The 25,246-nt window shown below is 58.7% G+C and carries 32 protein-coding genes, 1 tRNA gene and 1 pseudogene; 14 read left to right on the top strand and 20 right to left on the bottom strand.

Going from position 1 to position 25,246, the window contains the following annotated elements:
• Positions 1-30 precede the first annotated feature (30 nt).
• Positions 31-855 (top strand): transglutaminase family protein, encoded by an 825-nt coding sequence (locus QMG84_RS02915; RefSeq protein ID WP_281930332.1) that lies wholly within the window; start codon positions 31-33, stop codon positions 853-855.
• A 293-nt stretch (positions 856-1,148) separates the two neighbouring features.
• Here the strand turns inward: QMG84_RS02915 and QMG84_RS02910 are convergent.
• Positions 1,149-1,284 (bottom strand): annotated as a pseudogene (locus tag QMG84_RS02910) (transposase); the annotation flags it as partial.
• A gap of 397 nt (positions 1,285-1,681) precedes the next feature.
• Between QMG84_RS02910 and QMG84_RS02905 the strand changes: the two are divergent.
• Together QMG84_RS02905 and QMG84_RS02900 are read left to right on the top strand one after the other, a co-directional pair.
• Positions 1,682-1,756: transfer RNA gene (locus QMG84_RS02905), tRNA-Thr, on the top strand.
• 389 nt (positions 1,757-2,145) lie between these two features.
• A complete protein-coding gene (locus tag QMG84_RS02900; RefSeq protein WP_281930331.1) occupies positions 2,146-2,454 on the top strand; it encodes a hypothetical protein in 309 nt (102 codons plus the stop codon).
• Positions 2,455-2,559: 105 nt separating this feature from the next.
• On the opposite strand, the gene QMG84_RS02895 is transcribed toward QMG84_RS02900, so the two are convergent.
• From QMG84_RS02895 to QMG84_RS02810, 18 genes are all read right to left on the bottom strand, one after another.
• A complete protein-coding gene (locus QMG84_RS02895; protein ID WP_281930330.1) occupies positions 2,560-3,657 on the bottom strand; it encodes an EscU/YscU/HrcU family type III secretion system export apparatus switch protein in 1,098 nt (365 codons plus the stop codon).
• 18 nt (positions 3,658-3,675) lie between these two features.
• Positions 3,676-4,686 (bottom strand): flagellar motor switch protein FliG, encoded by a 1,011-nt coding sequence (locus QMG84_RS02890; RefSeq protein WP_202074057.1) that lies wholly within the window; start codon positions 4,684-4,686, stop codon positions 3,676-3,678.
• Positions 4,687-4,704: 18 nt separating this feature from the next.
• Entirely contained in the window at positions 4,705-4,983 is a 279-nt protein-coding gene (gene fliN, locus QMG84_RS02885) for a flagellar motor switch protein FliN (RefSeq protein ID WP_246744982.1), read from the bottom strand.
• 154 nt (positions 4,984-5,137) lie between these two features.
• The gene (locus QMG84_RS02880) at positions 5,138-6,070 is read right to left on the bottom strand and encodes a FliM/FliN family flagellar motor switch protein (protein WP_202074059.1); all 933 of its coding nucleotides are present in this window, start codon (positions 6,068-6,070) and stop codon (positions 5,138-5,140) included.
• On the bottom strand, positions 6,070-6,939 hold the full coding sequence (motA, locus tag QMG84_RS02875; protein ID WP_202074060.1) for a flagellar motor stator protein MotA: 870 nt from the start codon (positions 6,937-6,939) through the stop codon (positions 6,070-6,072). Before motA ends, QMG84_RS02880 begins: the two co-directional genes overlap by 1 nt.
• A gap of 85 nt (positions 6,940-7,024) precedes the next feature.
• On the bottom strand, positions 7,025-7,339 hold the full coding sequence (locus QMG84_RS02870) for a hypothetical protein (RefSeq protein ID WP_281930329.1): 315 nt from the start codon (positions 7,337-7,339) through the stop codon (positions 7,025-7,027).
• A gap of 328 nt (positions 7,340-7,667) precedes the next feature.
• A complete protein-coding gene (locus QMG84_RS02865) occupies positions 7,668-8,093 on the bottom strand; it encodes a hypothetical protein (RefSeq protein WP_281930328.1) in 426 nt (141 codons plus the stop codon).
• A 73-nt stretch (positions 8,094-8,166) separates the two neighbouring features.
• Positions 8,167-8,514, bottom strand: a complete 348-nt coding sequence (locus QMG84_RS02860) for a hypothetical protein (protein WP_281930327.1) — start codon at positions 8,512-8,514, stop codon at positions 8,167-8,169.
• A 275-nt stretch (positions 8,515-8,789) separates the two neighbouring features.
• Positions 8,790-9,248, bottom strand: coding sequence for a hypothetical protein (locus QMG84_RS02855; RefSeq protein ID WP_281930326.1), 459 nt, complete (start codon positions 9,246-9,248; stop codon positions 8,790-8,792).
• Positions 9,249-9,268: 20 nt separating this feature from the next.
• A complete protein-coding gene (locus QMG84_RS02850) occupies positions 9,269-9,628 on the bottom strand; it encodes a DUF8776 family protein (protein WP_202074065.1) in 360 nt (119 codons plus the stop codon).
• A 76-nt stretch (positions 9,629-9,704) separates the two neighbouring features.
• Positions 9,705-10,250, bottom strand: a complete 546-nt coding sequence (locus QMG84_RS02845) for a chemotaxis protein CheD (protein WP_202074067.1) — start codon at positions 10,248-10,250, stop codon at positions 9,705-9,707.
• Complete coding sequence (locus QMG84_RS02840) at positions 10,250-10,636, bottom strand: response regulator (RefSeq protein ID WP_202074070.1); 387 nt, start codon at positions 10,634-10,636, stop codon at positions 10,250-10,252. Before QMG84_RS02840 ends, QMG84_RS02845 begins: the two co-directional genes overlap by 1 nt.
• Complete coding sequence (locus QMG84_RS02835) at positions 10,627-11,676, bottom strand: protein-glutamate methylesterase/protein-glutamine glutaminase (protein ID WP_281930325.1); 1,050 nt, start codon at positions 11,674-11,676, stop codon at positions 10,627-10,629. Before QMG84_RS02835 ends, QMG84_RS02840 begins: the two co-directional genes overlap by 10 nt.
• On the bottom strand, positions 11,673-12,554 hold the full coding sequence (locus QMG84_RS02830; protein WP_281930324.1) for a CheR family methyltransferase: 882 nt from the start codon (positions 12,552-12,554) through the stop codon (positions 11,673-11,675). Before QMG84_RS02830 ends, QMG84_RS02835 begins: the two co-directional genes overlap by 4 nt.
• Before the next feature lie 48 nt (positions 12,555-12,602).
• Positions 12,603-14,771, bottom strand: coding sequence for a chemotaxis protein CheA (locus QMG84_RS02825; RefSeq protein WP_281930323.1), 2,169 nt, complete (start codon positions 14,769-14,771; stop codon positions 12,603-12,605).
• Positions 14,772-14,786: 15 nt separating this feature from the next.
• Positions 14,787-15,152 carry a response regulator gene (locus QMG84_RS02820; protein WP_202074074.1) on the bottom strand — a complete coding sequence of 122 codons (366 nt, stop codon included), beginning with the start codon at positions 15,150-15,152 and terminating at the stop codon, positions 14,787-14,789.
• A 12-nt stretch (positions 15,153-15,164) separates the two neighbouring features.
• Positions 15,165-15,455, bottom strand: coding sequence for an STAS domain-containing protein (locus QMG84_RS02815; protein WP_281930322.1), 291 nt, complete (start codon positions 15,453-15,455; stop codon positions 15,165-15,167).
• A gap of 25 nt (positions 15,456-15,480) precedes the next feature.
• Positions 15,481-15,954: a chemotaxis protein CheW gene (locus tag QMG84_RS02810; protein WP_202074076.1), complete on the bottom strand. Its 474-nt coding sequence runs from the start codon at positions 15,952-15,954 to the stop codon at positions 15,481-15,483.
• Positions 15,955-16,306: 352 nt separating this feature from the next.
• Between QMG84_RS02810 and QMG84_RS02805 the strand changes: the two genes are divergently transcribed.
• The 4 genes from QMG84_RS02805 to fliP all read left to right on the top strand — a co-directional run bounded on the left by QMG84_RS02805 (position 16,307) and on the right by fliP (position 18,959).
• A complete protein-coding gene (locus QMG84_RS02805) occupies positions 16,307-16,945 on the top strand; it encodes a MotE family protein (protein WP_281930321.1) in 639 nt (212 codons plus the stop codon).
• A 164-nt stretch (positions 16,946-17,109) separates the two neighbouring features.
• The gene (locus QMG84_RS02800; protein WP_330083933.1) at positions 17,110-17,661 is read left to right on the top strand and encodes a flagellar basal body L-ring protein FlgH; all 552 of its coding nucleotides are present in this window, start codon (positions 17,110-17,112) and stop codon (positions 17,659-17,661) included.
• Between the two features lie 24 nt (positions 17,662-17,685).
• Positions 17,686-18,222, top strand: coding sequence for a flagellar basal body-associated FliL family protein (locus QMG84_RS02795; RefSeq protein ID WP_281930320.1), 537 nt, complete (start codon positions 17,686-17,688; stop codon positions 18,220-18,222).
• Positions 18,219-18,959 carry a flagellar type III secretion system pore protein FliP gene (gene fliP, locus QMG84_RS02790; protein WP_281930319.1) on the top strand — a complete coding sequence of 247 codons (741 nt, stop codon included), beginning with the start codon at positions 18,219-18,221 and terminating at the stop codon, positions 18,957-18,959. Before QMG84_RS02795 ends, fliP begins: the two co-directional genes overlap by 4 nt.
• Before the next feature lie 36 nt (positions 18,960-18,995).
• On the opposite strand, the gene QMG84_RS02785 is transcribed toward fliP, so the two are convergent.
• A complete protein-coding gene (locus QMG84_RS02785) occupies positions 18,996-19,427 on the bottom strand; it encodes a hypothetical protein (protein ID WP_281930318.1) in 432 nt (143 codons plus the stop codon).
• Between the two features lie 195 nt (positions 19,428-19,622).
• Between QMG84_RS02785 and QMG84_RS02780 the strand changes: the two genes are divergently transcribed.
• The 7 genes from QMG84_RS02780 (at position 19,623) to QMG84_RS02750 (ending at position 25,243) form a co-directional block, all read left to right on the top strand.
• On the top strand, positions 19,623-20,846 hold the full coding sequence (locus QMG84_RS02780; protein WP_281930316.1) for a flagellar hook protein FlgE: 1,224 nt from the start codon (positions 19,623-19,625) through the stop codon (positions 20,844-20,846).
• A 75-nt stretch (positions 20,847-20,921) separates the two neighbouring features.
• Positions 20,922-21,269: a flagellar biosynthesis regulator FlaF gene (flaF, locus tag QMG84_RS02775; RefSeq protein ID WP_202074083.1), complete on the top strand. Its 348-nt coding sequence runs from the start codon at positions 20,922-20,924 to the stop codon at positions 21,267-21,269.
• Positions 21,270-21,276: 7 nt separating this feature from the next.
• Entirely contained in the window at positions 21,277-21,678 is a 402-nt protein-coding gene (flbT, locus tag QMG84_RS02770; protein ID WP_281930315.1) for a flagellar biosynthesis repressor FlbT, read from the top strand.
• 18 nt (positions 21,679-21,696) lie between these two features.
• A complete protein-coding gene (flgD, locus tag QMG84_RS02765; RefSeq protein WP_281930313.1) occupies positions 21,697-22,092 on the top strand; it encodes a flagellar hook assembly protein FlgD in 396 nt (131 codons plus the stop codon).
• A gap of 5 nt (positions 22,093-22,097) precedes the next feature.
• Positions 22,098-22,364, top strand: coding sequence for a flagellar biosynthesis protein FliQ (gene fliQ / locus QMG84_RS02760; protein ID WP_202074086.1), 267 nt, complete (start codon positions 22,098-22,100; stop codon positions 22,362-22,364).
• A gap of 48 nt (positions 22,365-22,412) precedes the next feature.
• Positions 22,413-24,491, top strand: coding sequence for a flagellar biosynthesis protein FlhA (gene flhA, locus QMG84_RS02755; RefSeq protein ID WP_281931887.1), 2,079 nt, complete (start codon positions 22,413-22,415; stop codon positions 24,489-24,491).
• Positions 24,488-25,243 (top strand): flagellar biosynthetic protein FliR, encoded by a 756-nt coding sequence (locus QMG84_RS02750; RefSeq protein ID WP_281930310.1) that lies wholly within the window; start codon positions 24,488-24,490, stop codon positions 25,241-25,243. Before flhA ends, QMG84_RS02750 begins: the two co-directional genes overlap by 4 nt.
• Positions 25,244-25,246 lie beyond the last annotated feature (3 nt).

Genomic DNA, 25,246 nt, shown 5'->3' with positions numbered 1-25,246 from the left:
CGAAAGCCGCGCCTCTTCGACGAGCGTCCCATGCGTATCCGCATCCGCCACGAAACAACCTGCCGCTATCTCGAGCCCGTAAAAGCGGCGATCCAGAATTTGCGGCTGACCCCGCGCAATTCCGACGGCCAGCATGTCAAAAGCTGGCGCATCGACGTCGATCGTGACTGCCGGCTGATCGCGTCGGAGGACGCCTTTGGCAATGTGGTGCATCGCTTCACGGCCGACGGTCCTTTCGACTCGATCACGACCACGGTCGAGGGTGAGGTGACGACCTTTGACACGGCCGGCGTCGCCTCGGGCGCCCCAGAGCGTTTTCCGCCCACGCTCTATCTGCGTCAGACCCCTCTCACCGCCCCTACACCGGCCATCGCCGACTTCGCCCGCGCGACAACGGCCAGGGAGAACGGGACGCTCGCCTCGCTCCATGCGTTGCTTTCGGCCATCCACGAGAAAATTGCGTTGGAGACCGATGCGAGCGCCGCCGCGACGACCGCCGCCGCCGCCTTCGAAAGCGGGAAGGGCGAGTGTCAGGACCTTGCGCATCTTTTCATCGCCAGCGCGCGCGCGATCGGCGCGCCCGCGCGCTATATCAGCGGCTATTACCTCCGCGACGACAATGATTATGGGGTCGCCGGCCACGCCTGGGCGGAGGCCTATGTCGAAAATCTCGGCTGGGTCGGATTTGACCCGGCCAATTGCGTGTCTCCCGGAGAGCGGCACATTCGCTTGGCGATTGCGCTGGACAAGCTCGGCGCCGCCCCGATTCGCGGCGCGCATGCCGGCGGCGCCGGCGAAAGCGTGGATGTCAGGGTCCGGGCCACGCGGACACAGACTCAGTCTCAGGCGCAGTAGCGACGGACATCACGCTAGCGCGCTTTCCGCGCGCATGGAATCATGTGCCCGGAAAGCGCGCCGATTCAAAAGTTGGAGCGCATTCTTCGCAAAAGCCGATCAACTTTTGCGGGATGCGCTTCAGGCTGCGAATTGCTGCGGCGGCGCATTCTCCGCAGCGACTACCGGCGCCTGCTCGGCCCAGCGAAGCCGGTCGGCGTAAAGAAGCAATTCAACCGCGCCCGTTCTCTGCAAGGCCTCGAAGACGCGCGGCCAAACTCTTTTCTTGGCCCAGCGGTGATACCGCGTATAGGTTGTATACCACTTGCCGAATTCGGGGGGCAGGTCGCGCCAAGGAGCCCCTGTTCTGGCAACCCAGAAAACGGCCTCCAGAAAGAGACGGTTGTTGCGGCCATGGCACCCTGGATCGCCCTCTTTCCCGGGTAGAATATTTGCGACCGCCTCCCAAGCCTCGTCCGATAATACTCTTTCAGCCACCCCAGCCTCCTATCGCATTATAAAAATGAGGGACCAGCCCTGGTCCAAGCCACGCCGCAAAGGGCTCCGACCTATCGAATATGCAGAGCCCAAACGGCGCCGGCCGAGTTACAGCGACACGAATACTACCTTAGGTTGTATTTCTGATCAACCTGACAGTTTGCCTGGGATCGGAAAAAATCCCTGCAGCTCTCCCTTTTCGGGGACGAGCCGCCGCAGACGGTTCAAAGGGCGGGGCGACTCTTTACGCGATTGCTTTGGAGTTCATTGTCCTCGCCCTTGCCACTCGGGCCGCACTATGGCAAAAGGCCCTCGTTCCGGCCGCCGCGGGCGGTTTCAGGAATTCAGCGCTGCAGTAGCTCAGTGGTAGAGCACTCCCTTGGTAAGGGAGAGGTCGAGAGTTCAATCCTCTCTTGCAGCACCACTTTCCCCTCTTCCGTAGCAAGTCCCTTTGGCCTCGCCCGCAATGAGTCCACCGTTCGAGCGCCGGCCGAGGACAGCGCGGCGCGCGACCGCCATCGAGCTGCGAGCTTTCAAGCGCGCACAGCCTGGCGCCAGATACGCGGGATATTACAGCGGCTAGGCGCATTGCGTCGGACAATCCGCCGAGTGTAAGCTCACCCCCCCCGGCATCGAGAGGCGGCCATCGGCGAATCGCCATATGCACTACTACCTGTTTTTCAATGCAAAAGAGGAATAGGTTTAAGTTATTCTTCACCAACCACGGACATAATCCGCATATTCGATGGTAACGAGGCCAGTCTAACGATGGGTAGAGCGAACCAGATCGGCGCAGCACCAAATGCTCCTGCTATGCCGACGATCGAAGAATGTCAGCGACTGCGAGATCCACTTCGTGGGCAGCTCGAATTACTTGATTATGACGTTCGGAACGCCATTGCTCGCGGTTTGAACGATATAGAGTCGAATGGCAAAGACGATATCGTGTTCATGAACGCCTCTGTCACCGTGCTCCTTTCCATCGCAGCGCGCATCTTCCAAAGAGCGGCGGAGTGCGACGACACCCAGATTACCGAGCAGTCCTTTGTCCTTGGGGCGCAGGATGCGATCGGTTGGGCGAAGACGCGCCGGCTCCGCTACAATGTTGCGGGAGAAGGTTAGCGGAGCCCCTCCAGCGGCAAGCCCTGCTTACCCGGCGCCAGAGAGCGCCGGACGATGCTTCTATCGAGCTCGCGGAGCGCGCGCATTTATATCGGGGCCGCCGCCTCAGGGCATGCGCATGCTGCCGTTCCGCCCTTGCACGCCGCCGCGGCTCGACAGGAAGTGGATGAGTTCCGCGATCGGACGGAAGAATTCGGGGGGGATCATGCGATCGACCTCGACAAACTCGTACATCGCCCGAACCAGCTCTTTCTTTTCGAAGACAGGGATCTGGTTCTCCTCCGCCACCTGACGGATTTTCAGCGCGATAAGGTCCTTGCCTTTCGCCAGAACGAGCGGCGCCCCGCCCTCTTCCCTGACATATCTCAACGCGATGGCGTAATGCGTCGGGTTGGCGATCACGAGCGTCGCGCGCGGCACGGCGTTCATCATCCGCTTTCTCGCGCGGCTCTGGGCCAACGAGCGCATGCGCGCCTTCACCAATCCGCCGCCTTCAGCCTGCTTGATTTCTTCCTTCAGCTCATGACGGCTCATGCGAAGATCCCGCCGCCATTTGAAGCGCGTCCAGGCCCAGTCCGCGCCCGCGAGCAATCCGGCGACGATGCAAACGACGCTGGTAAGATGCAAGAGGATCGTGAGGATCAGCTCGGGCGCCAATCTCGGATCGGTGCGCATCGCATTGACGAGCGTCTCGCGGTCGACAATCAAGGAAAAGGCGAGGCTACCGGTAAGGATCGCGATCTTGGCGGTCGATTTGCCAAGCTCGACCAGCCCGCCCACGCCGAAAAGCCGCTTCCAGCCCTTAATTGGAGAGATGCGGCCCAGGTCGGGCGTGATCCTGTCGAAGGCGACGCGCGGCGCGCCCTGAACGAAGGACGCCGCGATCCCCAAACCCGCGATAAGCCCCAGAAAGGGTCCAAGAAAGCTGAGCGCCTCGCCGCCGACATAGGCGAAAAACCTTGCGAGGTCCTCGCCGGTCGAGATTCGGACCGTGCCCGCGTTCTCCAGCAAAAGCGCCAGCGTGCCGCTGAGACGCCCCGTGGATGCCCGGTAGATGAAAGAGAGGCAAAGAAATAGGCCGAGGAAGCCCGCGAAGGTCGAAACCTCCTTCGAAACCGCCGTCTGACCCCGCTCGAGAGCGTCGCCAATTTTCTTTTCTGTCGGCTCTTCTGTTTTGGAGTCTGCGTCTTCGCTCTCGGACATCGACGACCGCCTTCCGCTTTACGCGGCGCTTTCACGCAAGTCGACGAGCCCGGCCTCCGACAGTTTCAGCACCGTTTCCGCGATGGCGCGCTGCGCTTTGATAATCTCTCGTCTTGGCGGCGGATCTCCGGCAGTAAGCTCTGCCTCGACCATGCGCCGCATGCGCGCAGACAAGGACGGAAGTATCGCGCTGCGCAAGCTTTCGTTCGCCCCGCGTAGCGCCACGATGAGACGATCGGTCGGGACTTGATCCAGCAAAATGGCGCGCGCGCGAGGGCTCAGCGACGGAATATCCTCGAAGGTGAACAGCATTCCCTTCAGATCTTCGGCGATCGCCGGCTCGGTTTCCGCGACGGACTGCAAAATCTCCTCGATTTGATTGCTGTCCATCTGATTGACGATGGCCGCGACCTTTCGGCTCGCGCCAGCCGAGGAGCTCGACGCGCCCGCCCCCATCAAATCGTCTTGCAGCGCCGCTTCGAGCAAGCGGAGAGCAGAATCCGAGATCGGTCCAGAGGTGAGCATTCGGCGCATCACCTCATTGCGCATCGAGCTCGGCAAAAGAGCCAGGAACCTCGCCGAGACGGCCGGATCGACCTTCGATGCGACGGCCGCGATGGTCTGCGGATGTTCTTTGGAAAAATACTCGGCCAGCGTCGTCTCGGGGATTGTTGAGAGCCGCCGCCAGAAATGCTCGTTCGACTTGCCGAGCACCTCCGACATGATCTCGGCCACCTGCTCCTCCGGCACGACGCCCATCAGCAAAGCCTCGGCCTGCCCGAGCGTGCCCATCAGATCCGTCCCATCCATGGAAAGCTGGCCAATCAAATCCTCGATAAGCTGCTCCATGACGGCCGCGGGCACGGTGCCGAGACTCGCCGCGACTTTGGCGATGCGCCTCAGCTCGACCTGGTCGAAATGCTTGAGCAGACGCTGCGCAACGTCGCGATCGAGCGACAGCAAGATCGCCGCGACTTTTTCCGCGCCCGCCAGCGGTCTCGAGGGAAGGCTCGCAAGAGAGCTATCCATGAAATGCGATCACCAGTTCTATTGTTGCAGAGCGCTGAGAGTAGGATCGCGAATTTCGGTCAGGGACACGCCGAACCTCGTATTGTCGTCCTCGATGACGACCACCTCGCCACGCGCGATTTCCCGGCCGTTGATCATGATTTCGACGGGATCCCCGACTCGGCTGTCCAGCGGTATGACCGCCCCGCGTCCGAGGTTGAGAAGATCGGCCACCGGAATCGTCGTCGAACCTACCACGACCTGCAGCACCACGGGAATCTGCAAGATGGCGTCGATCTTTGGAGCGCCCGGGCGCATGTCCGGCTCACGAGCTTTGGGGGCCGCAGGCGCCGGCTCGGCCGCGTCCTCCATGCCCAATTGCTCGAATTGTTCCATGTCCTGCGGATCCATTATCGGTTTCTCACTTTAGCAGACATCGCCCCTCCGTGAAACGGTCCCATTTTACCGAACGTCACGGTTGATTGCCGATGATCCTGTTGATGAACTCCTGCTCGCCGTCGATCTTTTCCTCGATGCGAACCGTGTAGAAACCCTCTTTTTGCCCGAGTTCGCAATTGAAGAGCGATCGTGAACCGTTTTTCAGTGGGATCAAGCTCGTCGGAGAGAATGGGAGAGCAATAAGCTGGCCAACGTGGAAACATGCGACGTCGCCCAAGGTCATCCCACGCTTCTCCATGACGGCGGAGACCTTCACGGTCGCGCGGACGACCTGATCCCGGAGATTTTGCGCCCAGGCTGCGTCCTCTATATTGCCGTTGGCGTTCGGCGCGCGTGCGAGAACGTCGTTATACGGATCCAATGCGATGCGCGGGATCGCCAGAACAGCTTCTCCCTGACGACCCTGCGCCTGGAGAATAAATTTGCACACCACAATCGCTGCGCCTTTGCCGGCGAGCGTAAGCCAATCGAGCGTTTGCTCCGTGGATTCCAACTTGAACGACACCTCGACGACCTTCGAGAAGGCGGCCTGGAACGACTCTATCAAGGAGGTTATCGCATATTCAACGGCCCGCGACTCGACCTTGGTGAGCCCGCGATCATGTTGGGTGAAGGGGATTGAGACGCTCGCACCAAAAAGCAGATCGATAAGCATCAGCGCGACGTCCGCATTGATGCCCACCGCCACCTTGCATCGAAGCTCGGACGCCTGAAAGACGCTCGCGACCGCGGCGCTGATGTCTTTGGCGTCGCCCACGCGAACGGCGAGCACGTCTTTCACTTGGAAGTCGACATCGGCGCCGGTGGTCTCGAATAAAGCTTTCTCGAACCGCGTCGCGGCGTCGTCGAGGATGGCGCGAAGGACCGGGAGACGGCCAACCGTCGCAACGCCATTTGCAACCAGCGGCGCGCGGCCCGCAGACGGCCTCGAGAGATCGACCGACATCAAGCGGCCCCCTTGGCTGCGCCGTTCATCGCCTCGCTCTCCACCTCGTCGATCGAGGGGCGGTCATGAGAGGGAATGGATTTGCGGCCGTGCTCGATCGCCACTTGCGGAAGCGCCCCATTCATGAAGGCAAGCAGCGTCTGCTTTACGATCAGATAGACATGACATTCTTTTGTCCGCGCCACTTTCACCTTGAAGGCGAGGGGCGTGACGATGCCATATGAAACGAAAATGCCCGCGAATGTCCCGACCATGGCCGCGCCGATGAGCCCGCCGAGCAGCTCCGGCGACTGATCAAGGGCGCCCATCGCCTTGATCACGCCGAGAACGGCCGCGACGATGCCGAGCGCCGGCAGGCCGTCGCCGACCGCCGACAGCGCATGATAAGGCTTCAGGCGGTCATATTTGATCGAGGAGATTTCCTCGTCCATGAGATTTTCGATCTCGAAAGTGCGAACATTGCCGATAATATAAAGACGGCAGTAATCGCAGATAAAAGCCGTCATTTCCTGATTCTTCAAAACCCCCGGGAAGGCGTTGAAAATCGCGGATTCGGAGGGAGCGTCGATGTGGAGCTCGACTTCATTGCGCGCCTTGCTGCGGATCTCGCGCAACAATGCGTGCAGCAATCCGAGGACGTCGAGATAGTCGCGCCGCTTCGGGACCCTATCCAGCACAGCCTGAGCAATGGACTTGCCGGTGTCCAGAATGACCTTCGTTGGATTGGCGACGATGAAAGTCCCTAGCGCCGAGCCGAGAATGATCACGAATTCCCAAGGCTGCCAGAGCACGATCAAGTGACCGCCGAGAGCTGCGAAGCCGCCTAACATGCAACCCATCGTCACAACGAGACCGAGCAAAAAGCCCATTACGCAGCGCCCTTCATGTGTGCTTTCGTGCGTTCACATTAAGGATTTTGGCTTGCCCGGAACTGACAGCCTCAAGCTGGAGCGCTCACTTGCCCGCCCGGTTCCCGGGCGAAATGCCCAGAGCCTGGCTAAGCTCGCCGGGGCCTGGGCAGAAGGCCGACATATATTGCTCTGGAATATCGACCAGACTCACGATCACAATACGCCCCTCGGGCGTGCGCAACGCAACCGGATTGCTCGTCGAGAGATTGGGACAGGCCCTTATGAATGTGGAACGTCTTTGTTCAGCGGCGTTCCTTTGCCATAAGCCGAAAGCGACGCCGCCGGCAAGAAAGGCGGCCAGCATCGCCAGCCATCGCGAGTGACGGTCAGTGGCGGCCGCTTTTTCGATGATACTCATTCGCGCGCCTCTGAAACACATCGAATTCGAGCTGCGAGCGCCAACGGATATTCTGGCGTTTGGGGACTTGGAGCGCATCTCGAAAAGTTGATAGACTTTTGCAAAAAAAAATGCGCTCCAACTTTCTAAATCTTTGCGCTTATCGGCGCACGTGAACGCCGCCGAACCGCCAGCGCGTTTACAGAGCTGTCAAAATCTCGACTGCGTCTCACCGGGACATCCTGGCTGCAAACCGGCGCCAACAGACCGGGGTGACGCTTTCGGATCCTCGATCCAATCTGCGTTGGTTGGATGGTAGGCCGAATTGCTTACGAAATTCCGACCGGTTTCAGTCCGATTGAGAGTCTCTCTCGTCGGTCGCCAGAATGGAAGCGACGACGCTCGGGCCGAGCGGCTCGCATTTCCCGCCGGAACGCTCGCCGCCGCTTTGGACCGCGACGCGCGCCGCAGCAAGAAAAGCCGACTCATCGAAAGGCCGCCCCATCCGGTAAGATGTGAACTCCATCATAGACGCGGCGATCGACAAAATCACGGTCGCCGAGGCGCTGTAAACGAGCCTTTCGTTTTCACCATTCAGATGAGCGTCGGCGATGAGCCTGTCATGCGCCATCTGAATTTTCTGCTCGAGAGAGTCGAGCTGGTCTCTCAACCCCTGCGCCAACTGTCTGCATTCGGAAAGAGACGGCAAAACGACCTCGCCCCTGGCGTCCTTTCCGGCTTGAACGCGTCCAATCTGCAAAGTGGATTTTGTCATTCTGGGCTCCCACCGCGGCTGGAGACGCGATAAAAACTTCCTATTCGGAAATACTCTGCGCAACAGAACCTCGTTACCTGGAAAGATCGCAACGGCTTTCGCGGATTCTACCGTCGATCTGAATGAGTTCGCCTTTCAAAACGCCGAGCTGAAATGCGTGGCTGTCCTCGAACGGAGTGCCTAAAGGGGTCGGTATGCCGAGGGTCGTTGTTTGATCAGCTCGATAAAGATTATCCTGGTAAAGGTTAGTGAAGATTAACCGCTGGGTCAAGCGAGACCGTACTATCGCAAGTTCTTCACATGTGCGCCCGAAATCTGGCGGCGGATAAACAAAGATTGGCCCAATTTCTGACACCGGCAGCGAGCAACCGGCCAAGCACAGCGTCGCTGAAGCAATCACCAGACACTGAAAACGCCGCATTTTTCCTCCAGCGAAAAGAACGTCGCGCGCCTGCGCTCAGAGCGACGCCATTTTTATCGACGCGCGTATTCTGGGGTCAGTCAGCGAATACATGCAGCCTGGCCCGACGGAGGAGCGAGCCAAGCCTCGAGATTGCCTTTGCCCGCGTCCTCGCAGGCTGCCAATTTGAAGCATCTCGCTTGTGTGGAACTTACAAGAATCTGTCCGTCAGCGAAGAAAATTGTCGCGAGACATGGAAGCTACCGAATGCAAACGTCTCTATCTTGGCCTCGAGGCTATTTCGTCGGGCCGCTCGACTTTTTTTCTTGAATGAGCGCGTCGATACGCGCGTTGAGCTGCGCCATCGCGTCGTCAGCTTTCGGTCTATCTGCAAGCGTGAGACGGTCTGGATGAAAGCGCCAGGCAAGTTCTCGCCGCAACGCGTGCAACTCCAGCAACGACAAGGCTGGATTATTGAGCTGCAGGATCAGACGACGCAACTCCGATGGGGTGAGCTCGAATTTTCCTTGGACGACGGCCGGCTTGTCATCCCGAGCCGAGCCGTCCGATTCGGACGCGGCGTAGAGCTCATTGGCCCGGCGCGACCGGGCGCCGGCCGGCGGCTCGCGTGTGCGCGCGCAATCAAAGCGCTCGATTTCCAGTAGCCGCAAGTAAGCTTCGTCGTGGCTTGCAAGTTCCGCTGCGCCTTCGGACAAGCGCTCCACTTGTCCCAGAATATGCGCGAACTCGACCATCAATTACGCCCGCCAGCACACTAGAAAATTTCCAGCTCTCCGCTCGCATGGCTCGGGTGAACATGCCCTTCAGGCGCCGACAAACGATGCGCCAGAGCGGATAATTTCAACTTCTGCGCGGCGGCCTTTCCGATGACCTCCCACTCCGGTGGGATGATCTCGACGAGCTCGACAAGAAAATGGGACAAGCTCGAGAGCCGCTGTTCGATAAGGTCGATCGATTGGGCCTCTTGCAAGAAGGCGTCCTTTTCCTTCTTTCCCGGGCCATCGACGCTCTGGGCGAGTGAATGCAACCGGTCGACGGATTGGGCGAGGTCTATCAACTCAGCCGAAATCCGCGACAAAATTTCAGTAATAGGCTGCGGCGTGCGGCTAGGCATGATCGTTCCCCCCTGATACGCAAAAATCGACTTCTATGCCGCGCCTTCGCCATGGCTGAGCGACATCGCACTCGCTTCAAAACAGCTCGACCGAGCCCGCGGAAGACGGCTTGATGACGCGTTCGCTCATGACCCTCGCGTCGTCGCCTCCCGAAAGGAAGATTTGCCGGGCCTGTCCGGAAACCGGGAAATATTCGATGCGCCGGCCACGCGTGCCGCCCAGCGCTTGCGCAACGATCTTGATCCCCTCGTTCGTCAAGAACCTTTGCGCAAAAGCGGCGTTTTTCGCGCCGATGTCGGACAATCCCTCCATCATCCGAGCGCCGCCGAAGAGCTTTCCCTCCAATCTTTCACGCCGCGCGCCCCGCTTCAAAAGCCCATTGACCAGCAACTCCATCAGGTGAACGCCGGCTCTTTCGGCGTCGCCGTTTCGGAAGGACTCCATATCGCCCGGGAGCAGAAAGTGATTCATGCCGCCGACGCGCGCCTCGGGATCGCGCAGGCAAGCCGCGACGCATGACCCGAGAACGGTCGTCAACACGACCTCGGGATCATCCACGACTTGATACTCGCCCTGAATGACGTGAATTCGCTTACCGGAGCGCTGAGTGGCGTGACGCATTAAAATTTACCGATGATGGCTTCGAGCGCCTTTTTCAGCGTCGCGACGGTGAAGGGCTTTGTGAGGTAGTTGTTCACGCCCAATTTGATTGCGCTCTCGAGAACCGCGCGCTCGGAGCGGCCGGTCAGCATGATGACCGGAACCTTCTTCGTCGGCCCATACTCCCGAATCGCTTTAAGCAACCCCAGCCCGTCGAGCTTCGGCATATTGACGTCCGAGATGATCAGATGCGCCGGCGTCGACATCATCATCTGAAGCGCCTGCTCTCCATCTTTCGCCAGCAAAATGTTGCGGATGCCCAATTCTTCGAGCCCGTCACGAATCAGCATCCTACTCGTGTTCGTATCGTCCACGACGAGTATCTTGATCTGGTTGGCTATGGACATGACACCCTCGCTTTTGCCGCATTTGTCGCCGCGATAATCCGCGGACCAATTTTGTGAAGCGGCAGCTGCGTCTCAACTGCGCCTATTTCATATGCCGCTCTCGGCATTCCGTACACGATACACGTCGCCTCATCCTGGCCGATGGTGCTCGCGCCGGCGTTCCTCAGCTCGAGCAATCCTTCGGCGCCGTCTCGTCCCATACCCGTTAAAATCGCGCCGACCGTATTGGCGCCGCTTACCCTGGCGGCCGACCTGAAGAGAACATCGACGGAAGGGCGATGCCCGCTCACCGTGTCCCCCTCGACCAGCCTGCAAATGGTTCGACTGCGCTTCACGAGCTCGAGATGGGCCGATCCGCCCGGCGCGATCAGCACGCGGCCGACCTCTAGCGGATCCCCGTCCTTCGCTTCCGCGACCGACGCCTTACACGCCCGATCCAAGCGCGCGGCGAAACTTTGTGTGAACAGCGCAGGCATGTGCTGCACGACGACTGTCGGCGGGCAATTGGCTGGCAGCGCGGACAGCACCGTGAAAAGCGCGTCCACCCCACCCATCGAAGACCCGATGGCGACAATTCGCCCGTCGGGAGAATATGCTCTATCGCCTGCGCCATTATCGTCGGTTCGAGAGCGAACCGGAGGACCCATCGGCTTCGGCGCCGCGCCGATTTGCACGACCTTTTGCGCAAGATCGTCGAACGAGGTCCGGTCTTTCGGCGACGGCTTGGCGATGCATTCCATCGCGCCGATTTCCATCGCCCGAATGGTTGTCGCGGCGCCGCGCTCGGTCAGGCTCGAAATGACGACGACGCGCGTCGGCCGCAGCCTCATAAGACGTTCGAGAAACTCCAGCCCGTTCATCTTGGGCATTTCGATATCGAGCGTGACAACGTCCGGATTGAGCTCCTTGATGGCGTCTCTCGCAGCAAGCGGATCGGCCGCTTCGCCCACCACTTCGATCCGAGGATCGCGACGAAGCGTTTCCGCAATCAACGCCCGCATGCTTCTGGAATCGTCGACGACGAGCACGCGGCAGCTCATGCCTCGCCCCCGCGCAGCTTGTACGTCGTGACCCCATCGATGACGAGTTCGGTGGACGCCGACCCGTTCACGCGCTCGGAATGTCCGATATAGAGGCGCGCGTGGCGCGCCATCATCGGAATGAATCTCTGCCATATTTTCATCTGAGTGGCCTCCTCGAAATAGATAACGACGTTCCGACAGAAAATGGCGTCGAACGGGCCTTTGAAGGGCCAGGAGCCGACCAGATTCAGTTCTCGAAAGGCGATCAACGCGGAAAGCTCTTCCGAAGCAATCCACGGGCCTTTCTGTCCTTCCTCCAGAGGCGCGAACCACCGCGACCGCATCGACGACGGCACCGCGCTCATCGCCTCCGCGTCGTAAACGCCCGCCTTGCCGGCGGCGATCATGTTCGGATCAATATCCGTCGCGAGAATACGGACGTCGTAATCGGCCGCGTCCGGCATGACGGACAGGACCGTCATCGCCATCGAAAACGGTTCCTGTCCGTTAGAACAGGCCGCCGACCAAAGACGCAAGCGTGCGCCTTTGCGCACCGCTCCCGCGCGCTCGGCGACGAGCTTCTTCAGACTCTCGAAGTGATGCGGCTCGCGAAAAAACTTGGTGACGTTCGTCGTCAGGGCGGCGAGCATTTTCTGACGCTCGTCGACCCCTTCCCGGCTTTTCACCAATTCGCAATAGTCGCGGAAACTTTCCAGACCGAGCGCCCGCAAGCGTTTCGCGAGACGCGAATACACGAGCGGCGCTTTGGCGTCGCTGAGGAAGATTCCCGCATCCTCGTGCAACATCGAACAGATCTCGCGGAAGTCGCGATCCGTAAAGGGAAAGGAACCGGAGCCGGAGATCTGAATCTGTCTTCCAGGCATCGAAACGCTCATCTATTCGCCCTTACCGTGTCGATCGCCCGAGATGCAAAACGACTGTCATCATTCCGCTGCGAGATTGAGGCCTTCCGCCGCATCGCTGTCCGCGCGCAAACTATTGATGATCCCGTCGACGTCGATGATGAGCGCGACCCTGCCGTCTCCGAGGATCGTTCCCGCCGCAATGCCGAAGACACGCCCATAATTCGCTTCCAGACTTTTGATGACCACCTGGCGTTGGCCTTGAATCTCGTCCACCAGCAGCGCGCATCTGCCGCCCGACTCCGACTCGGCCAACAAGGCCACCTGCGTGGTCGGATCGACGAGGCTCGGGCGGTTGTGGAGCACCGCGCCAACATCGACCAACGGAATAAAGGCGTCTCTGCTGCGAATCAGGCGCGTGCCGGACCCGATGAGGTGCACGCTTTCCTTCTTCGGCTGCATCGTTTCGACAATCGCCGTCAAAGGAACCACAAAGGTCTGCTCGCCGATCGTTACGACCATCCCGTCGAGAACGGCCAGGGTAAGCGGCAGGCTCAGGGAAAAAGTCGATCCCAGTCCCGGGCGCGACGCAATAGAAATGCGACCGCCAAGGGCTTGAACGGCCCGCTTCACCACGTCCATCCCGACTCCGCGGCCCGAAATCGCCGAGGCGGTCTCGGTCGTGGAAAATCCCGGCGCGAAAATCAGATTATCGATTTCTTCGTCGCTCAACAGGGCGTCCGGTGCGATCAGATTTTTCGACACTGCGATCTGCCGGACCCTTTGCCGATTGATGCCCGCGCCGTCGTCCGACACTTCGATGACAACCCGGCCAGATCGGTGCATCGCCGACAATTTGAGCGTTCCCTCTTCGGGCTTGCCGACCGAGAGTCGTTGCTCCGCCGATTCGATCCCGTGATCGACAGCGTTGCGAATCATATGCGTCAGAGGATCGGTGAGCCTCTCGACCACAGTTTTGTCGACTTCCGTCGACTCCCCCTCCGTGACGAGTCGCACGGATTTTTTCGTAATTGCCGCCACTTCACGAACGACGCGGGACATCCGCTGGAAGATCGGCTTCACAGGCTGCGCGCGAATCGCCATCACGCTGTCCTGGATGTCGCGCGTCAATTGTTCGAGCTCGTCCAACGCGATCATCACCGAAGACGCGCGCGACAGGCCCGCCTCCGAAACGCGCTGCGATAAAACCGCCTGATTTATCACCAGCTCGCCGACCAGATTGATCAAGCGATCGACTCGCTCTAGGTCAACGCGGATCGTCGGCTGCGGCGCCGGCGACGACGGCTCACTCTTCCGAGGCTCCGCCGACGGCTGCGCTTGTGGCTGAGGCTGCTGCGGCGCGGCTTCCGGAACTATGGCCGCTGCTTGCGCGTCATGAGTCGTGACTGTGAGTTTAGGCTCCTCGACAAAAACCGCCGGCTCCTCGACGTCCTCGATCATACTGGCTTGCCGCGCGTCATTCTCTTCTTCGATCGAAAGGTCGCAATCGAACTCCACGAATTCGAAGACAGCCTGAATATCCGCCCGCGCGTCGTCCTTGGTTTCGAGATGAACCGTCCAAGAGAAATAGGCGCCTTCCGGATCGAGCTCATCGAGAAAGGGCGTGTCGGCGGTGTTGCACGCCACACGGAATGAGCCCAACTCTCCAAGCGCGCGCAACAGCAAAAAGGCCTCATTCCCTTTGGCGTAAAGCGCCGGCCGGGGTCTGAAGCTCACGACGTAGCGGTGCGGCTCCGGCTCGCTGTCGTCGAAGTCCCCGAAGATAGTGTCGAGGGAAATAGCGACCGGCTCGAAGTCCAGATCGGCGAAATCTGCGTCTGAAGCAGCATCGCTTTCTCCGCCGGCTGCTTCGCAGAGCGACTGAAGCTCGCCTTTGGCCTCGGCGACTTTATCGGGGTTCACGGCGGACCCCTCACGCGCGCCACCGACCAGATCCGCAAGGACGTCGGATGATCTTAGAAAGCAAGCGGCGACTTGCTGGGTCGCCTCGATCCGGTTCGATCGCAGCAGATCGAGCGTCGTTTCAAAAACATGCACGAACTCGACGAGATCGTCGAAGCCGAAGGCGCTGGCGCCGCCCTTGATCGAATGCACGGCGCGAAACACGGCGTTGACCGTCTCGGGATCACGGTCGCCCTCATCTATCTTGATAAGCCCGCTTTCGAGGTCTGCGAGCTGCTCATCGCATTCCTGAAAGAACGTCTGCCTGATCGCCGCCATCGGATCCATAGATCATCCCCTACATCAGGCCGTAACGCGACGAATGGCGTCGACGAGTTTTGCTGGATTGAAAGGCTTTACGATCCATCCGGTCGCGCCGGCGCGGCGCGCCCGATCTTTCTTTTGATCGTCGCTTTCGGTCGTCAGGACGAGAATGGGCAGAGCGCGATGCGTCTCGTGAACGCGCACGTTCTCGATGAATCCAAACCCGTCCATGCGCGGCATATTAATGTCGGTGATGATGGCGTCGGGAGTTACGGTCTCGAGCACCTCCAGCCCGTGAACGCCGTCCTCCGCCTGAACGACGTTATATCCAGCATCGGCAAGCGCGATGCGTAGCATCTCGCGCATCGTTCGCGAGTCGTCGACCGTCAATATCGTTTTCGTCATCTTCTCGATTTCCTATTCGCCGATAGTCGGAATGCCGAGTATTTCGAGCGCGCCAAGGAAGGCGCTCGACGGGTTCGAAAGGGTGAGAGCGACTCCGTCGCGCGCCCATGTCTGCTGCGCCGAAACGAGAACCTGAACGCATTGCGCGCCGACTTTTTCGACCTCTGACGCATCGATGGCGAGGGGCCGCCCGCGAAAGCGGCCGAAATCAGCGGCGAGCGGCGCCGCCGCGCGTAGATCGAGCGTTCGAGGGAGGTTCAGTGTCGAGAACAACCCACCGCTGTCATTCGAAATGTCGGTCATGCCAGGAATGCTCCGATCTTGCATCTCAAGCCGCAACGGCCTCGCTCGACTCCGGCAGGAGATTCTTGATGATGAGAATGCTGATCACCTCGTCCTCCGTGGCGACGATGCCTTTTATGAAGAGGCGGGTCGGATCAGCGCCCACCTCCGGCGCCGGCTGGATCGCCGACGGAGCCAACATGAGAATGTTGGAGACGGCGTCGACGAGCAGCCCGACAACCGCGCCTTCATGCTGGAGCACGATGATCGCGTGTCGGGGTGTTGGTTCGCTCACCGGCAGGCCAAGGCGCGCGGCGAGATCGATCACGGGAAGGACCGCGCCTCTGAGATTGATGACGCCGCGAATATAGGACGGAACTTGTGGAAGCGGCGTCGCCGGAGACCAGCCGCGGATCTCCCGCACGGCAATAATGTCGATACAAAAGGTCTGCTCGCCGACATGGAAGGCAATATATTCGGAAGGCTGTTGAGCGTTAGTCAGTTCGGCGCGGTTTTTCATAATTTGAAACTCCTCACAACCTTCCGTTTCGATGTTGGTTCGGACACTCGAATTGCCAAACGCTCGATCGACGACCGCACCGCGGGATTGCGGTCTCGACGTCGCCCTCGCCGCATAGCGCCGCCCGCCGCCGCAATCGGAGCTATCCGGACCAAGTGAACGGCCTGCGCGTTATTGACGAAGGGCAAGCCGCCCTCGGAAGCTCCCGACCATAACGCTAGGGATTTTTTGACAGGGACATCCCGGAATCGACCGGAGGAGCGGGGGACGGCGTCATGCTGATCAACCCCGCCGCTGCGTTCGGGGTCTCCCCATTCTGGATTAACTAATGCGTTCCGCTTAAAATTTTCTTATGCGCCCCCGCAAGCGCCCACAGACGCGGAAAGCTTCGCGCAAGTTGCACTCCATAAAGAATGAACTCACCTGCGCAGACAGCCCTACCTGGAACGGATCTACGTTCATGTTTCCTGCCGCCATGCGAGCGCTACCCTCGATATGTCTGCTGGCTTTGCTCTGCGCGACCAGCGCCTATCTCGGCCAGGCGCACGCGGTCGAGGGCCAAGCCGGCGACAGGCCAACCGCCGATCGCGAGAACGGGCAGGACTACTGTTCGAGTGTCGCCAAGGCCGCATCCACCGCCAAGATGGCGGCGCAAGAAACCCGCCTGCGCGAGCTGGAATCGCTGATCAAGCGCCGCGGAGAAGAACTCGAAGCCAAAAAGCGCGAGCTCGAGGCAGTCCTCGAAAAATACGAGGCGTTGCTGAAAAGAGCCGATGAGAACCTCGTCACCGTCTACTCGAAAATGAAGCCCGACGTAGCGGCTGCGCAATTCGCAGTGCTCGACGACGATGTCGCCATCGCCGTGCTCAGTCGCCTGAACCCGAAAGCCTCGAGCCAAATCCTCTCGGAAATGACCGCATCCAGGGGCGCGGGCCTCATTAAAAAACTGGCTGCGTATAGTTCGGCAAAGCCTTCAGGAAAGCCGCAATGACAAAAAAACTAGCCGCTTTGCTTGCTCTATTTCTTTGCGGCTGCGCCACTGATCCGCGTGACATCGGCCGCGAGCCTCATATGACGGCGGTTGGCAGCGGTTTGACTCCCTTTGACGAGAACCTCCCCGTTGGGGCAACGAGACTCCCCGCCCCAGGTCGGGGAATGCGTTTCGACGACAACCGCATCAATATGTTTCGCGATGTGCGCGCAATGACTGTCGGAGATCTCGTCACCATCACGATCTCGATGGACGACAAGGCGATCGTGGGTAATTCCACCGACCGCTCTCGCGACTCGAAGGTCCACACCAAATGGCAGTATCTGGCGGCGTTCCTGCCCGGCTTCCTCGGCGGCGGACCCGTGAACGCTACGGGCAACTTCGAAAACGAAATCGACTCGACGACCTCCACGCAGGGCCAAGGTTCGATCAACAGACGGGAACAGATAAAGCTCTCCGTCGCGGGAATGGTCACGGCTGTCCTTCCGAATGGCAATCTTGTCGTTCAGGGGTCGCAGGAGTTTCGAATCAACTACGAAATGCGCGTCTTGACCATCGCCGGCATTGTGCGCCAGCGCGATATTTCGAAGGACAACACCGTTGCCTATGACAAAATCGCCGAGGCCCGCATCTCCTACGGCGGACGCGGACGTTTGATGGAGGTCCAGCAACCGGCCCTCGGGCAGCAGCTTTACGATCTCGCTTGGCCATTCTAGCGAAAGGCCAAAGGTCAGAGTCTCATGAGCGACACCGAAAGCAAAACTGCGTCGGACACGATGACCGTCATTGCAATTACGCTGGCAATGACGGTCGTGATCGCTATAGCGGGCGCTTTTGTCGGAATGATGCTTGCGCGCACGCCCGAACCCCTCAAATCTCCCGAGCCTCCAGCCAGTGAGGCCCCGGCGAGCGATGGCAAGCATGTTTCTTCCACGCCGGCTCATGGAGAAACGCCGTCACGCGCAAGCGCGCGCAAAGCGGGCAAGACCGCATTGAAGGAGCTCGCGCCGATCGTCACGAATTTGTCGGATGGCAATTCGAGTTGGATCAGACTGCAAGTCGCCATCGTCTATGATCCCGACGCACTCACGCATCCGGATATTCTCATAAGCGAGTTGACCGGAGATATCGTCGCTTATTTGCGGAGTCTCTCCCTTCGCTCGATCGAAGGAAGCGCCGGCTTGCGCAGGCTCAATGAAGAACTTTCGGAGCGCGCTTCTATCCGCTCGGAAGGCGCTGTCCAGGAGCTCGTCATCCAATCTCTGGTGGTGCAATGAAGCGCGCTCTGATCATCCTTCTCCTCGCCCTTGTTCCGACTGCCGCCTGGGGAGCAAATCAGACCTTAGATCTGAATGCGCTAATTCCAGCCGGCAGCGCCTCCGCCTCCGGTCGAATCATTCAATTGGTCGCGGCGCTGACCGTCTTGTCGGTCGCGCCCGGCCTCCTCGTCACCGTCACGAGCTTCACCCGCTTCTCTATCGCTCTTTCATTCTTGCGTGCAGGTCTTGGGCTGCAAAGCACCCCTGCGAATCTCGTCATGATCAGCCTTGCTCTCTTTATGACCTTTTACGTTATGCATCCCGCGTTCGACGAAGCCTGGAACGCTGGGCTCAAACCTCTGCTGGAGAACAAAATTGCCGAACCCGAAGCGGTCGACAAGATTATCAAGCCGTTTCGATCGTTCATGGTGGCGAATGTGCGCGACAAGGACATCCGCCTGTTCGAGGACCTCACAAAAAACAAGGCTGCGGCCAATGTCTCCGCCGATCCGGATCTTTACGTTCTGATCCCTGCCTTCATGATTTCGGAGCTGCGGCGAGGTTTCGAGATCGGTTTCCTCATCGTCCTTCCCTTTCTCGTAATCGATCTGGTCATCTCGATCGTGACGATGTCGATGGGCATGATGATGTTGCCGCCAACAACGATCTCACTGCCGTTGAAGGTCTTGTTTTTCGTCCTTATGGACGGTTGGCATCTGCTGGTTGGCAGTCTCGTGCGTTCCTATCCAATATGATCTCTCGGCTGCCCTTGCTCGCCACTTCAGGGCAGTTCAACGCAAGGCGTAATATTTGGCCCTGAACCGACGCAGCAGGCGCTCGTCCAAGGCGACGTCGGAACCTCTATAGCGGCAGCCGACAACGCCGCCGTTTTGCCACACCACTTCAGCGCCCCAGCAAATATGATTGAGATCCTCGTATAGCCAGATCCTCCTCGGGAGCGCCAGATGACGCGTAAGCGTTATGCGCACGCCGCCAGAGCCACGATTGACGAAAAGAAAATCGGCAAGAAAACGCCCGTCGACGTCGAGGACTTTGCCTGATTGCAGGCGGACGGCCACTCTCTTTTCCTGCCTGCGTTCCGATTGCACGGTCTTGACCGTATAGGTCAAAGCCTGTCCATCTCGCAGAAACGATATCCGGCGGAACTTCTTCTCGTCCACCTTCTGCGCGTCGAGAACCGTGTGGCGTCCGTTTTCTGCCATGGTAAACCGCTCATAGCCTCTTTCGAGAGGCAATTTTGCCAAAGACCGAGACTCAAAATAGCTGCCTACCGATTTTCAATCCATTAACTGCACTGGATCAGAGCCCCTGCTCCGATTGTTTTCGCAGTCTCGCGTAAGCTACGGGTCTTACGAATTGTCGTCGAGCAGATTCAGTCTGTAGCGGAGCATAGTGCAATGAGCTCAGGATCCAGCCTTTTCAACACGTCCGTTATGGGAATGTCGGCTCAAACAGATTGGCTTGCCGCAATTTCCAAAAATATCGCGAACTCGAACACGGCCGGATACAAGAACGCTCGAACCGATTTCCTGACGGTGTTGAATGGCTATGACTCTGTCGGCGGCGGCGTGACGACCGTTACACGCAATGAAGTGTCTCTCCAGGGTTCACCGTTGACCACCGGCACAACCACCGATCTCGCCATCTCCGGCAACGGCTTTTTTCTCGTCTCCAACGACGCTGGCCAAACGTTCCTTACCCGAGCCGGCAATTTTGTTCCCGACGCTCAAGGACGATTGGTCAACTCTGCCGGCTATTATTTGATGGGATACGACTCGAAGCTTGGCATGTCAGGCCCCTTGTCCACCATCAAGGTCGACATGAACAAAATGTATTCCAGCCCAACGACGCAAGGCATATTCGGCGCCAATCTCCCTTCGAACTCCAGTGTCGTCCCCGCCGCCAACCTGCCCTCCACCAACACGGTAGGCGCCCAATTCGCCGGCAAATCGTCTCTAACCGTCTACGACAACCTCGGCAACGCCGTGGTGTTCGATCTCTATTTTGCCAAGACAGGCGCCAACACATGGGAGATGACCGCCTACAACCACGCGGACGCAGCCTCCGGAGGCAGTTTTCCATATGCGAGCGCCGCTCTAACGACGCAGACGCTCAACTTCAGCACGACAGATGGAAGCCTAACAAGCCCGAGCTCTGTAACGCTCAACGTACCAGGCGGCGGCGCCATGTCGCTGAATCTTTCCAAGATGACGCAACTCGGAGGCGGCTATACTCCCACAGATAATGACGCCGACGGATATGCAGCGTCGACCATCGACGGAATTCATGTCGGTAAGACGGGAACCTTGAGCTATCAGCTCGCAAACGGCCAAACCATCTCGGCCTATGAGATTCCCTTGGGCAAAGTCGCGAGCCCCGATAATCTCACAAGTGAAACCGGCAATGTATTTTCCGCCAACGCGGAATCGGGCCAGCTCTTTATCGCCGCGGCCGGGTCGAGCGGCTATGGCACTATTCAAGGTTCGAGCTTGGAAGGCTCAACTGTCGACCTTGCGTCGCAACTGTCATCGATGATCGTCGCGCAACGCTCGTTCACGGCAAACAGCCAAGTGTTCCAAGTCGCCTCCGATATCATGCAGGTTCTCACCAACCTGAAATAGCGCGCCTCTCGAACCAAGCTGGCGCCGCTTGCGATGCGCGCGGAAAAAACAATGCCCAATCTTCGGTGAGGCAGGATGTACCAGAGACTCTACAACGAAATCGCCAGTGATTCTTATACGGCCGCTCGCCAGCGCGAGAAGGAGCTGCTCGAAAAAGGCGTCAAGCTTCTGTCGATGGCGCGTATTCGCGGCGTCAAGACCACCGAATCATTCGAGGCGACTCACTTCGTACGCTCGCTTTGGACAACCTTCATTCTCGACCTCAGCAATGACGAAAACCGCCTGCCCGACTCGCTCAGAGCGTCGTTGATCTCCATCGGCCTATGGGTTTTGCGCGAACTCGACAAGATCGACTCGGGCGAATCCGCGAATTTCGACGGCGTAATCGAAATCAACCGGATGATTGCCGACGGGCTGCAATGAGGATCAAATGAATATCTCTCTCAAGCGTGGCGAAAAGATCTATATCAACGGAGCGGTGTTCAGAGTTGATCGCAAGGTGTGCATCGAGCTGCTCAACGACGTGACTTTTCTTCTGGAAAATCATGTGATGCAAGCCGTTGACGCCACAACGCCGTTGAAGCAGCTCTATTTTGCTGTGCAACTCATGCTCATCTCTCCAAACGACATCGACGCAGCGCTCTACCTTTCGCGCGATATTCTGGCGACGTGCTCGAAGACGATGCCTGATCCCCGCATTGTCGAGGGCTTGTCCTCTGTGGCCAAGCTTATCGAAAGCAAGCGTTACTTCGATGCTCTCAAGATTCTTCGTGGCCTGTTTCCGCTCGAAACCGAGGCTATGGCGCAGTCGGAGACGGGCTGCGCCGCATAGCGCTAGAGAGGTCGATAAATGCAAGTCAACTCCGTCAATAACTCAACGACGTCTGCGACCACCAAAACAACCGGCGGTAGCGGTCTCGCCGACTATAACGCATTCCTCCAATTGCTGGTCACCCAGCTACAGCACCAGGATCCGACCAAGCCGATGGATCCGACGGAGACCGTTACGCAGCTAGCCACCTTCGCTTCTGTCGAACAATCTGTTCAAGGGAATCAGCTCCTGACCTCGCTGCTCGAGTCCTCTCGCCTCGATCAAGCGTCGAACGCAATTGGAAAAACCGTTACAAGCGCGGACGGAAGCATCAACGGCGTCATCAAGTCCATGTCGATCACGAGCTCAGGCCTCGTCGCCACGCTGACGAACGGCTCAAAAGTGACGATCGGGTCCGGCGTAACGATCAGCTAACAATCATGAACGAAGCCGATGCTCTCGAAATGCTGCAACGGTCCATCATGACCGTGCTGCTCATCACTGGGCCTTTGGTCGGGACCGCTTTGCTCGTGGGCGTCGTCGCCTCATTGATTCAGGCGCTCACGCAAGTTCAGGAAATGACGCTGACCTTCGTGCCGAAAATGCTTGCGATGCTGGTCGTTCTCAGCCTCGCATCTCCTTTTATCGGCGGGAAGATCAAAGGATTTACCGAAACTCTGTACGCACGAATCGAGACCGGCTACTAAAATAGCCGTTACAAATCCGCTCATGAAGAGACAGGATAAAAAGCCATGATGAAAATGGCGGAAGCAAGCGCACCGACTCGGCGACCGACCGACATCGGCTTCGCACTATCAATTATCTTCATCCTTTGTGTCTTCTTTCTCCCGATGCCGCCGGTCGCAATCGATCTAGGCCTCGCATTTTCCATTGGGCTTTCCGTTCTCATTCTCATGGTCAGCCTTTGGATACAAAAGCCGCTCGAGTTCTCTTCTTTTCCGACGATCCTCCTCGTTGCTACAATTCTCCGTCTAAGTCTGAACATCGCCACGACGCGACTCATCCTTTCACACGGCGCCGAAGGCACTGCCGCCGCTGGCTATATCATTAGCGGGTTTTCCCGGCTCGTGATGAGCGGCGACTTCGTCATTGGTCTCACCGTTTTTTCGATCATTGTGATCGTGAATTTCCTGGTGATTACCAAAGGCGCAACGCGCATAGCCGAGGTCGGCGCACGCTTTACCCTGGACGCGATCCCGGGCAAGCAGATGGCGATCGACGCAGATCTTTCGGCAGGCCTGATCGATGACCGGCAAGCGCAGGATCGGCGCCGGGAACTCGAGGAAGAAAGCGCCTTCTTTGGCTCGATGGACGGCGCCTCTAAATTCGTTCGTGGCGACGCGATCGCCGGACTCATTATTCTTGCGGTTAATGTTTTCGGCGGCATCGTCATCGGCGTAACGCGCCATGGAATGACATTGGCCAATGCGGCCGACGTTTACACCAAGCTCTCCGTCGGCGATGGCCTCGTATCTCAAATCCCCGCCCTGATCGTTTCGCTGGCGGCGGGCCTTCTCGTTTCCAAAGGGGGCACGCGCGGCTCCGCCGAACAGAATATCGTCCGTCAGCTCGGCGGCTATCCGAACGCGATTTTCGTCGCCTCGATTTTGATGTTTGTGCTGGCCCTGATGCCGGGTCTTCCAATGGCGCCCTTCGGGGCCTTGGGCCTGACGATGGCGTTTATCGCGCGAAAGGTGAGCGGCGAGACAAAGAAGCGCGAAGCAGACACTCAGATGCGCCGCGCCGAGGAGGAAAAGCGCGCTCTTCAGGAGAACAAGACCTCCCTCGCAGAGGCGCTGCGCCCGGCGGGCGTCGAGCTCCTGCTCGGAAAGCAGCTTTGGACGCGCTTTCTGGTCTCCCAGGAAGAGCTTACCCATCGGGTCGGAAAGATGCGACGCAATTTTGCGAAGCTCTATGGTTTCATTATTCCCGACATCAGAATGGCGGATGATCTTCAGGTCAAACCCAAGGGCTATCAGATACGAATTCACGGCACGACGATCATTTCGGATGAGCTCCGTCTCGGGCAACATATGATCGTCGTCGGGAACGGACGCATGCCGGATCTCCCTGGCGAAGAAGCTCGCGATCCCGCGTTTGGAATCAGGGCGATTTGGATTGCCGACGCTCTTGTCGAAGAAGCGCGACGCCAGAACTTCAACCCCATCGACCCGATGTCTGTCCTTTTGACGCACCTCGGCGAGATTCTACGGAACCATCTTTCGCAGCTACTTTCCTATAAGGACGTACGGCAACTATTCGAGAAGCTCGACCCGGAGTATCGCAAACTTCTTGATGAAATCGTGCCGAACTTCATCTCCAACTCGGCGCTGCAGAGCATTCTCAAGCTTCTTCTTGGGGAGCGCGTCTCGATACGTAATCTCGAAATGATTCTGGAAGCGGTCGCCGAGGTCGCGCCCTTCGCGCGCAGGCCAGAAGCCATCGTCGAACATGTTCGCGTTCGCATCGCCTCACAAATCTGCGGCGAGCTTGCGGTCGACGGCGTGCTGAGCGTTCTGAGGCTCGGCAGCAGGTGGGATTTGTTCTTCCACGAACATCTCAAGCGCGATGCAAAAGGCGATATTATCGGCCTCGACGCCGATCCGGCGCAGATCGAACGGTTCAGCCAGGACGCGATAGCGGCGGTGCAGAAATACTCCGATCAAGGCGAAATATTCGCGATCGTCACAACGCCTGACGCGCGTCCCTTCGTACGGCTGATCGTTGGCCGGCTCTATCCCGCGCAGCCCGTGTTGTCGCACCTTGAAATCGCATGCGGAGTGCAGCTTCGTTCCCTGGGGACCATATCTTGAACGCGCCACTCGACCTGATTCTCGAGGCCTGGTTCGTCGTGTTCTGCCGGGTCGCGGGATGCATCATGATGCTGCCGGGATTGGGCAGTGATCGCGCGCCCGTGCGCGTGAAGCTATATATTGCCATCGCCGTCTCTGCGCCCGTTACGATTTACCTATGGCCGAGGCTCATCGAACCGATTTCGGCGGCTCCGCTGGTCTCAACCGCAATTGCATGCGTGTCGGAGACGATCATCGGAGTCCTCATCGGCTTGACATGCCGAATGTTTCTGTTTGCGGTCGAGACCATGTTCACTGGCGTCACGCTCTCGATCGGCCTCGGAAACGCTCTTGGGGCGCCGATCAACGAGTCCGAACCGACGCCTGCGCTGACTGCCCTGGTCACAGTCGGCCTGACGGCGCTCATTTTTGCGATGGATCTACACCTGGAACTGCTTCGCGGCATCGGGATCTCTTATGACCACGTGGCTCCATTCGCGTTGCAATCATCGGAAAGCATGCTCCGCGAGGTGTTAAAGGCGCTGGAGGAGGCCTATCTTGTCGTTTTCCGCATCGCAAGCCCGTTCCTGATATTTGGCCTCATCAGCAACATTTCGGTCGCTTTTCTCAATAAGATGACTCCGATGGTCCCGGTCTATTTCGCGGTGACGCCAGCTCTCATCTTTGGGGGACTCGCTTTCCTGTATGCGTTCAGTTCGGACGCACTGGGCGAATTGGCGATGGAATATGCCGCTTGGCTGGCGAAAGGATAAGTC

The sequence above is a fragment of the Methylocystis iwaonis genome (assembly GCF_027925385.1).
Taxonomy (GTDB): Bacteria; Pseudomonadota; Alphaproteobacteria; order Rhizobiales; family Beijerinckiaceae; genus Methylocystis; species Methylocystis iwaonis.
Note: the sequence above shows the minus strand (reverse complement) of the source record. Positions and strands in the feature narration are given on the sequence as shown.

Bases quoted from the DNA above. Each gene is read 5' to 3' on its own strand.
- QMG84_RS02915 (WP_281930332.1), top strand. From the start codon at position 31: ATGCGTATCCGCATCCGCCACGAAACAACCTGCCGCTATCTCGAGCCC.
- QMG84_RS02900 (WP_281930331.1), top strand. From the start codon at position 2,146: ATGCCGACGATCGAAGAATGTCAGCGACTGCGAGATCCACTTCGTGGG.
- QMG84_RS02895 (WP_281930330.1), bottom strand. From the start codon at position 3,657: ATGTCCGAGAGCGAAGACGCAGACTCCAAAACAGAAGAGCCGACAGAA.
- QMG84_RS02890 (WP_202074057.1), bottom strand. From the start codon at position 4,686: ATGGATAGCTCTCTTGCGAGCCTTCCCTCGAGACCGCTGGCGGGCGCG.
- fliN (WP_246744982.1), bottom strand. From the start codon at position 4,983: ATGCGCCCGGGCGCTCCAAAGATCGACGCCATCTTGCAGATTCCCGTG.
- QMG84_RS02880 (WP_202074059.1), bottom strand. From the start codon at position 6,070: ATGTCGGTCGATCTCTCGAGGCCGTCTGCGGGCCGCGCGCCGCTGGTT.
- motA (WP_202074060.1), bottom strand. From the start codon at position 6,939: ATGGGCTTTTTGCTCGGTCTCGTTGTGACGATGGGTTGCATGTTAGGC.
- QMG84_RS02870 (WP_281930329.1), bottom strand. From the start codon at position 7,339: ATGAGTATCATCGAAAAAGCGGCCGCCACTGACCGTCACTCGCGATGG.
- QMG84_RS02865 (WP_281930328.1), bottom strand. From the start codon at position 8,093: ATGACAAAATCCACTTTGCAGATTGGACGCGTTCAAGCCGGAAAGGAC.
- QMG84_RS02860 (WP_281930327.1), bottom strand. From the start codon at position 8,514: ATGCGGCGTTTTCAGTGTCTGGTGATTGCTTCAGCGACGCTGTGCTTG.
- QMG84_RS02855 (WP_281930326.1), bottom strand. From the start codon at position 9,248: ATGGTCGAGTTCGCGCATATTCTGGGACAAGTGGAGCGCTTGTCCGAA.
- QMG84_RS02850 (WP_202074065.1), bottom strand. From the start codon at position 9,628: ATGCCTAGCCGCACGCCGCAGCCTATTACTGAAATTTTGTCGCGGATT.
- QMG84_RS02845 (WP_202074067.1), bottom strand. From the start codon at position 10,250: ATGCGTCACGCCACTCAGCGCTCCGGTAAGCGAATTCACGTCATTCAG.
- QMG84_RS02840 (WP_202074070.1), bottom strand. From the start codon at position 10,636: ATGTCCATAGCCAACCAGATCAAGATACTCGTCGTGGACGATACGAAC.
- QMG84_RS02835 (WP_281930325.1), bottom strand. From the start codon at position 11,676: ATGAGCTGCCGCGTGCTCGTCGTCGACGATTCCAGAAGCATGCGGGCG.
- QMG84_RS02830 (WP_281930324.1), bottom strand. From the start codon at position 12,554: ATGAGCGTTTCGATGCCTGGAAGACAGATTCAGATCTCCGGCTCCGGT.
- QMG84_RS02825 (WP_281930323.1), bottom strand. From the start codon at position 14,771: ATGGATCCGATGGCGGCGATCAGGCAGACGTTCTTTCAGGAATGCGAT.
- QMG84_RS02820 (WP_202074074.1), bottom strand. From the start codon at position 15,152: ATGACGAAAACGATATTGACGGTCGACGACTCGCGAACGATGCGCGAG.
- QMG84_RS02815 (WP_281930322.1), bottom strand. From the start codon at position 15,455: ATGACCGACATTTCGAATGACAGCGGTGGGTTGTTCTCGACACTGAAC.
- QMG84_RS02810 (WP_202074076.1), bottom strand. From the start codon at position 15,954: ATGAAAAACCGCGCCGAACTGACTAACGCTCAACAGCCTTCCGAATAT.
- QMG84_RS02805 (WP_281930321.1), top strand. From the start codon at position 16,307: ATGCGCCCCCGCAAGCGCCCACAGACGCGGAAAGCTTCGCGCAAGTTG.
- QMG84_RS02800 (WP_330083933.1), top strand. From the start codon at position 17,110: ATGCGTTTCGACGACAACCGCATCAATATGTTTCGCGATGTGCGCGCA.
- QMG84_RS02795 (WP_281930320.1), top strand. From the start codon at position 17,686: ATGAGCGACACCGAAAGCAAAACTGCGTCGGACACGATGACCGTCATT.
- fliP (WP_281930319.1), top strand. From the start codon at position 18,219: ATGAAGCGCGCTCTGATCATCCTTCTCCTCGCCCTTGTTCCGACTGCC.
- QMG84_RS02785 (WP_281930318.1), bottom strand. From the start codon at position 19,427: ATGGCAGAAAACGGACGCCACACGGTTCTCGACGCGCAGAAGGTGGAC.
- QMG84_RS02780 (WP_281930316.1), top strand. From the start codon at position 19,623: ATGAGCTCAGGATCCAGCCTTTTCAACACGTCCGTTATGGGAATGTCG.
- flaF (WP_202074083.1), top strand. From the start codon at position 20,922: ATGTACCAGAGACTCTACAACGAAATCGCCAGTGATTCTTATACGGCC.
- flbT (WP_281930315.1), top strand. From the start codon at position 21,277: ATGAATATCTCTCTCAAGCGTGGCGAAAAGATCTATATCAACGGAGCG.
- flgD (WP_281930313.1), top strand. From the start codon at position 21,697: ATGCAAGTCAACTCCGTCAATAACTCAACGACGTCTGCGACCACCAAA.
- fliQ (WP_202074086.1), top strand. From the start codon at position 22,098: ATGAACGAAGCCGATGCTCTCGAAATGCTGCAACGGTCCATCATGACC.
- flhA (WP_281931887.1), top strand. From the start codon at position 22,413: ATGAAAATGGCGGAAGCAAGCGCACCGACTCGGCGACCGACCGACATC.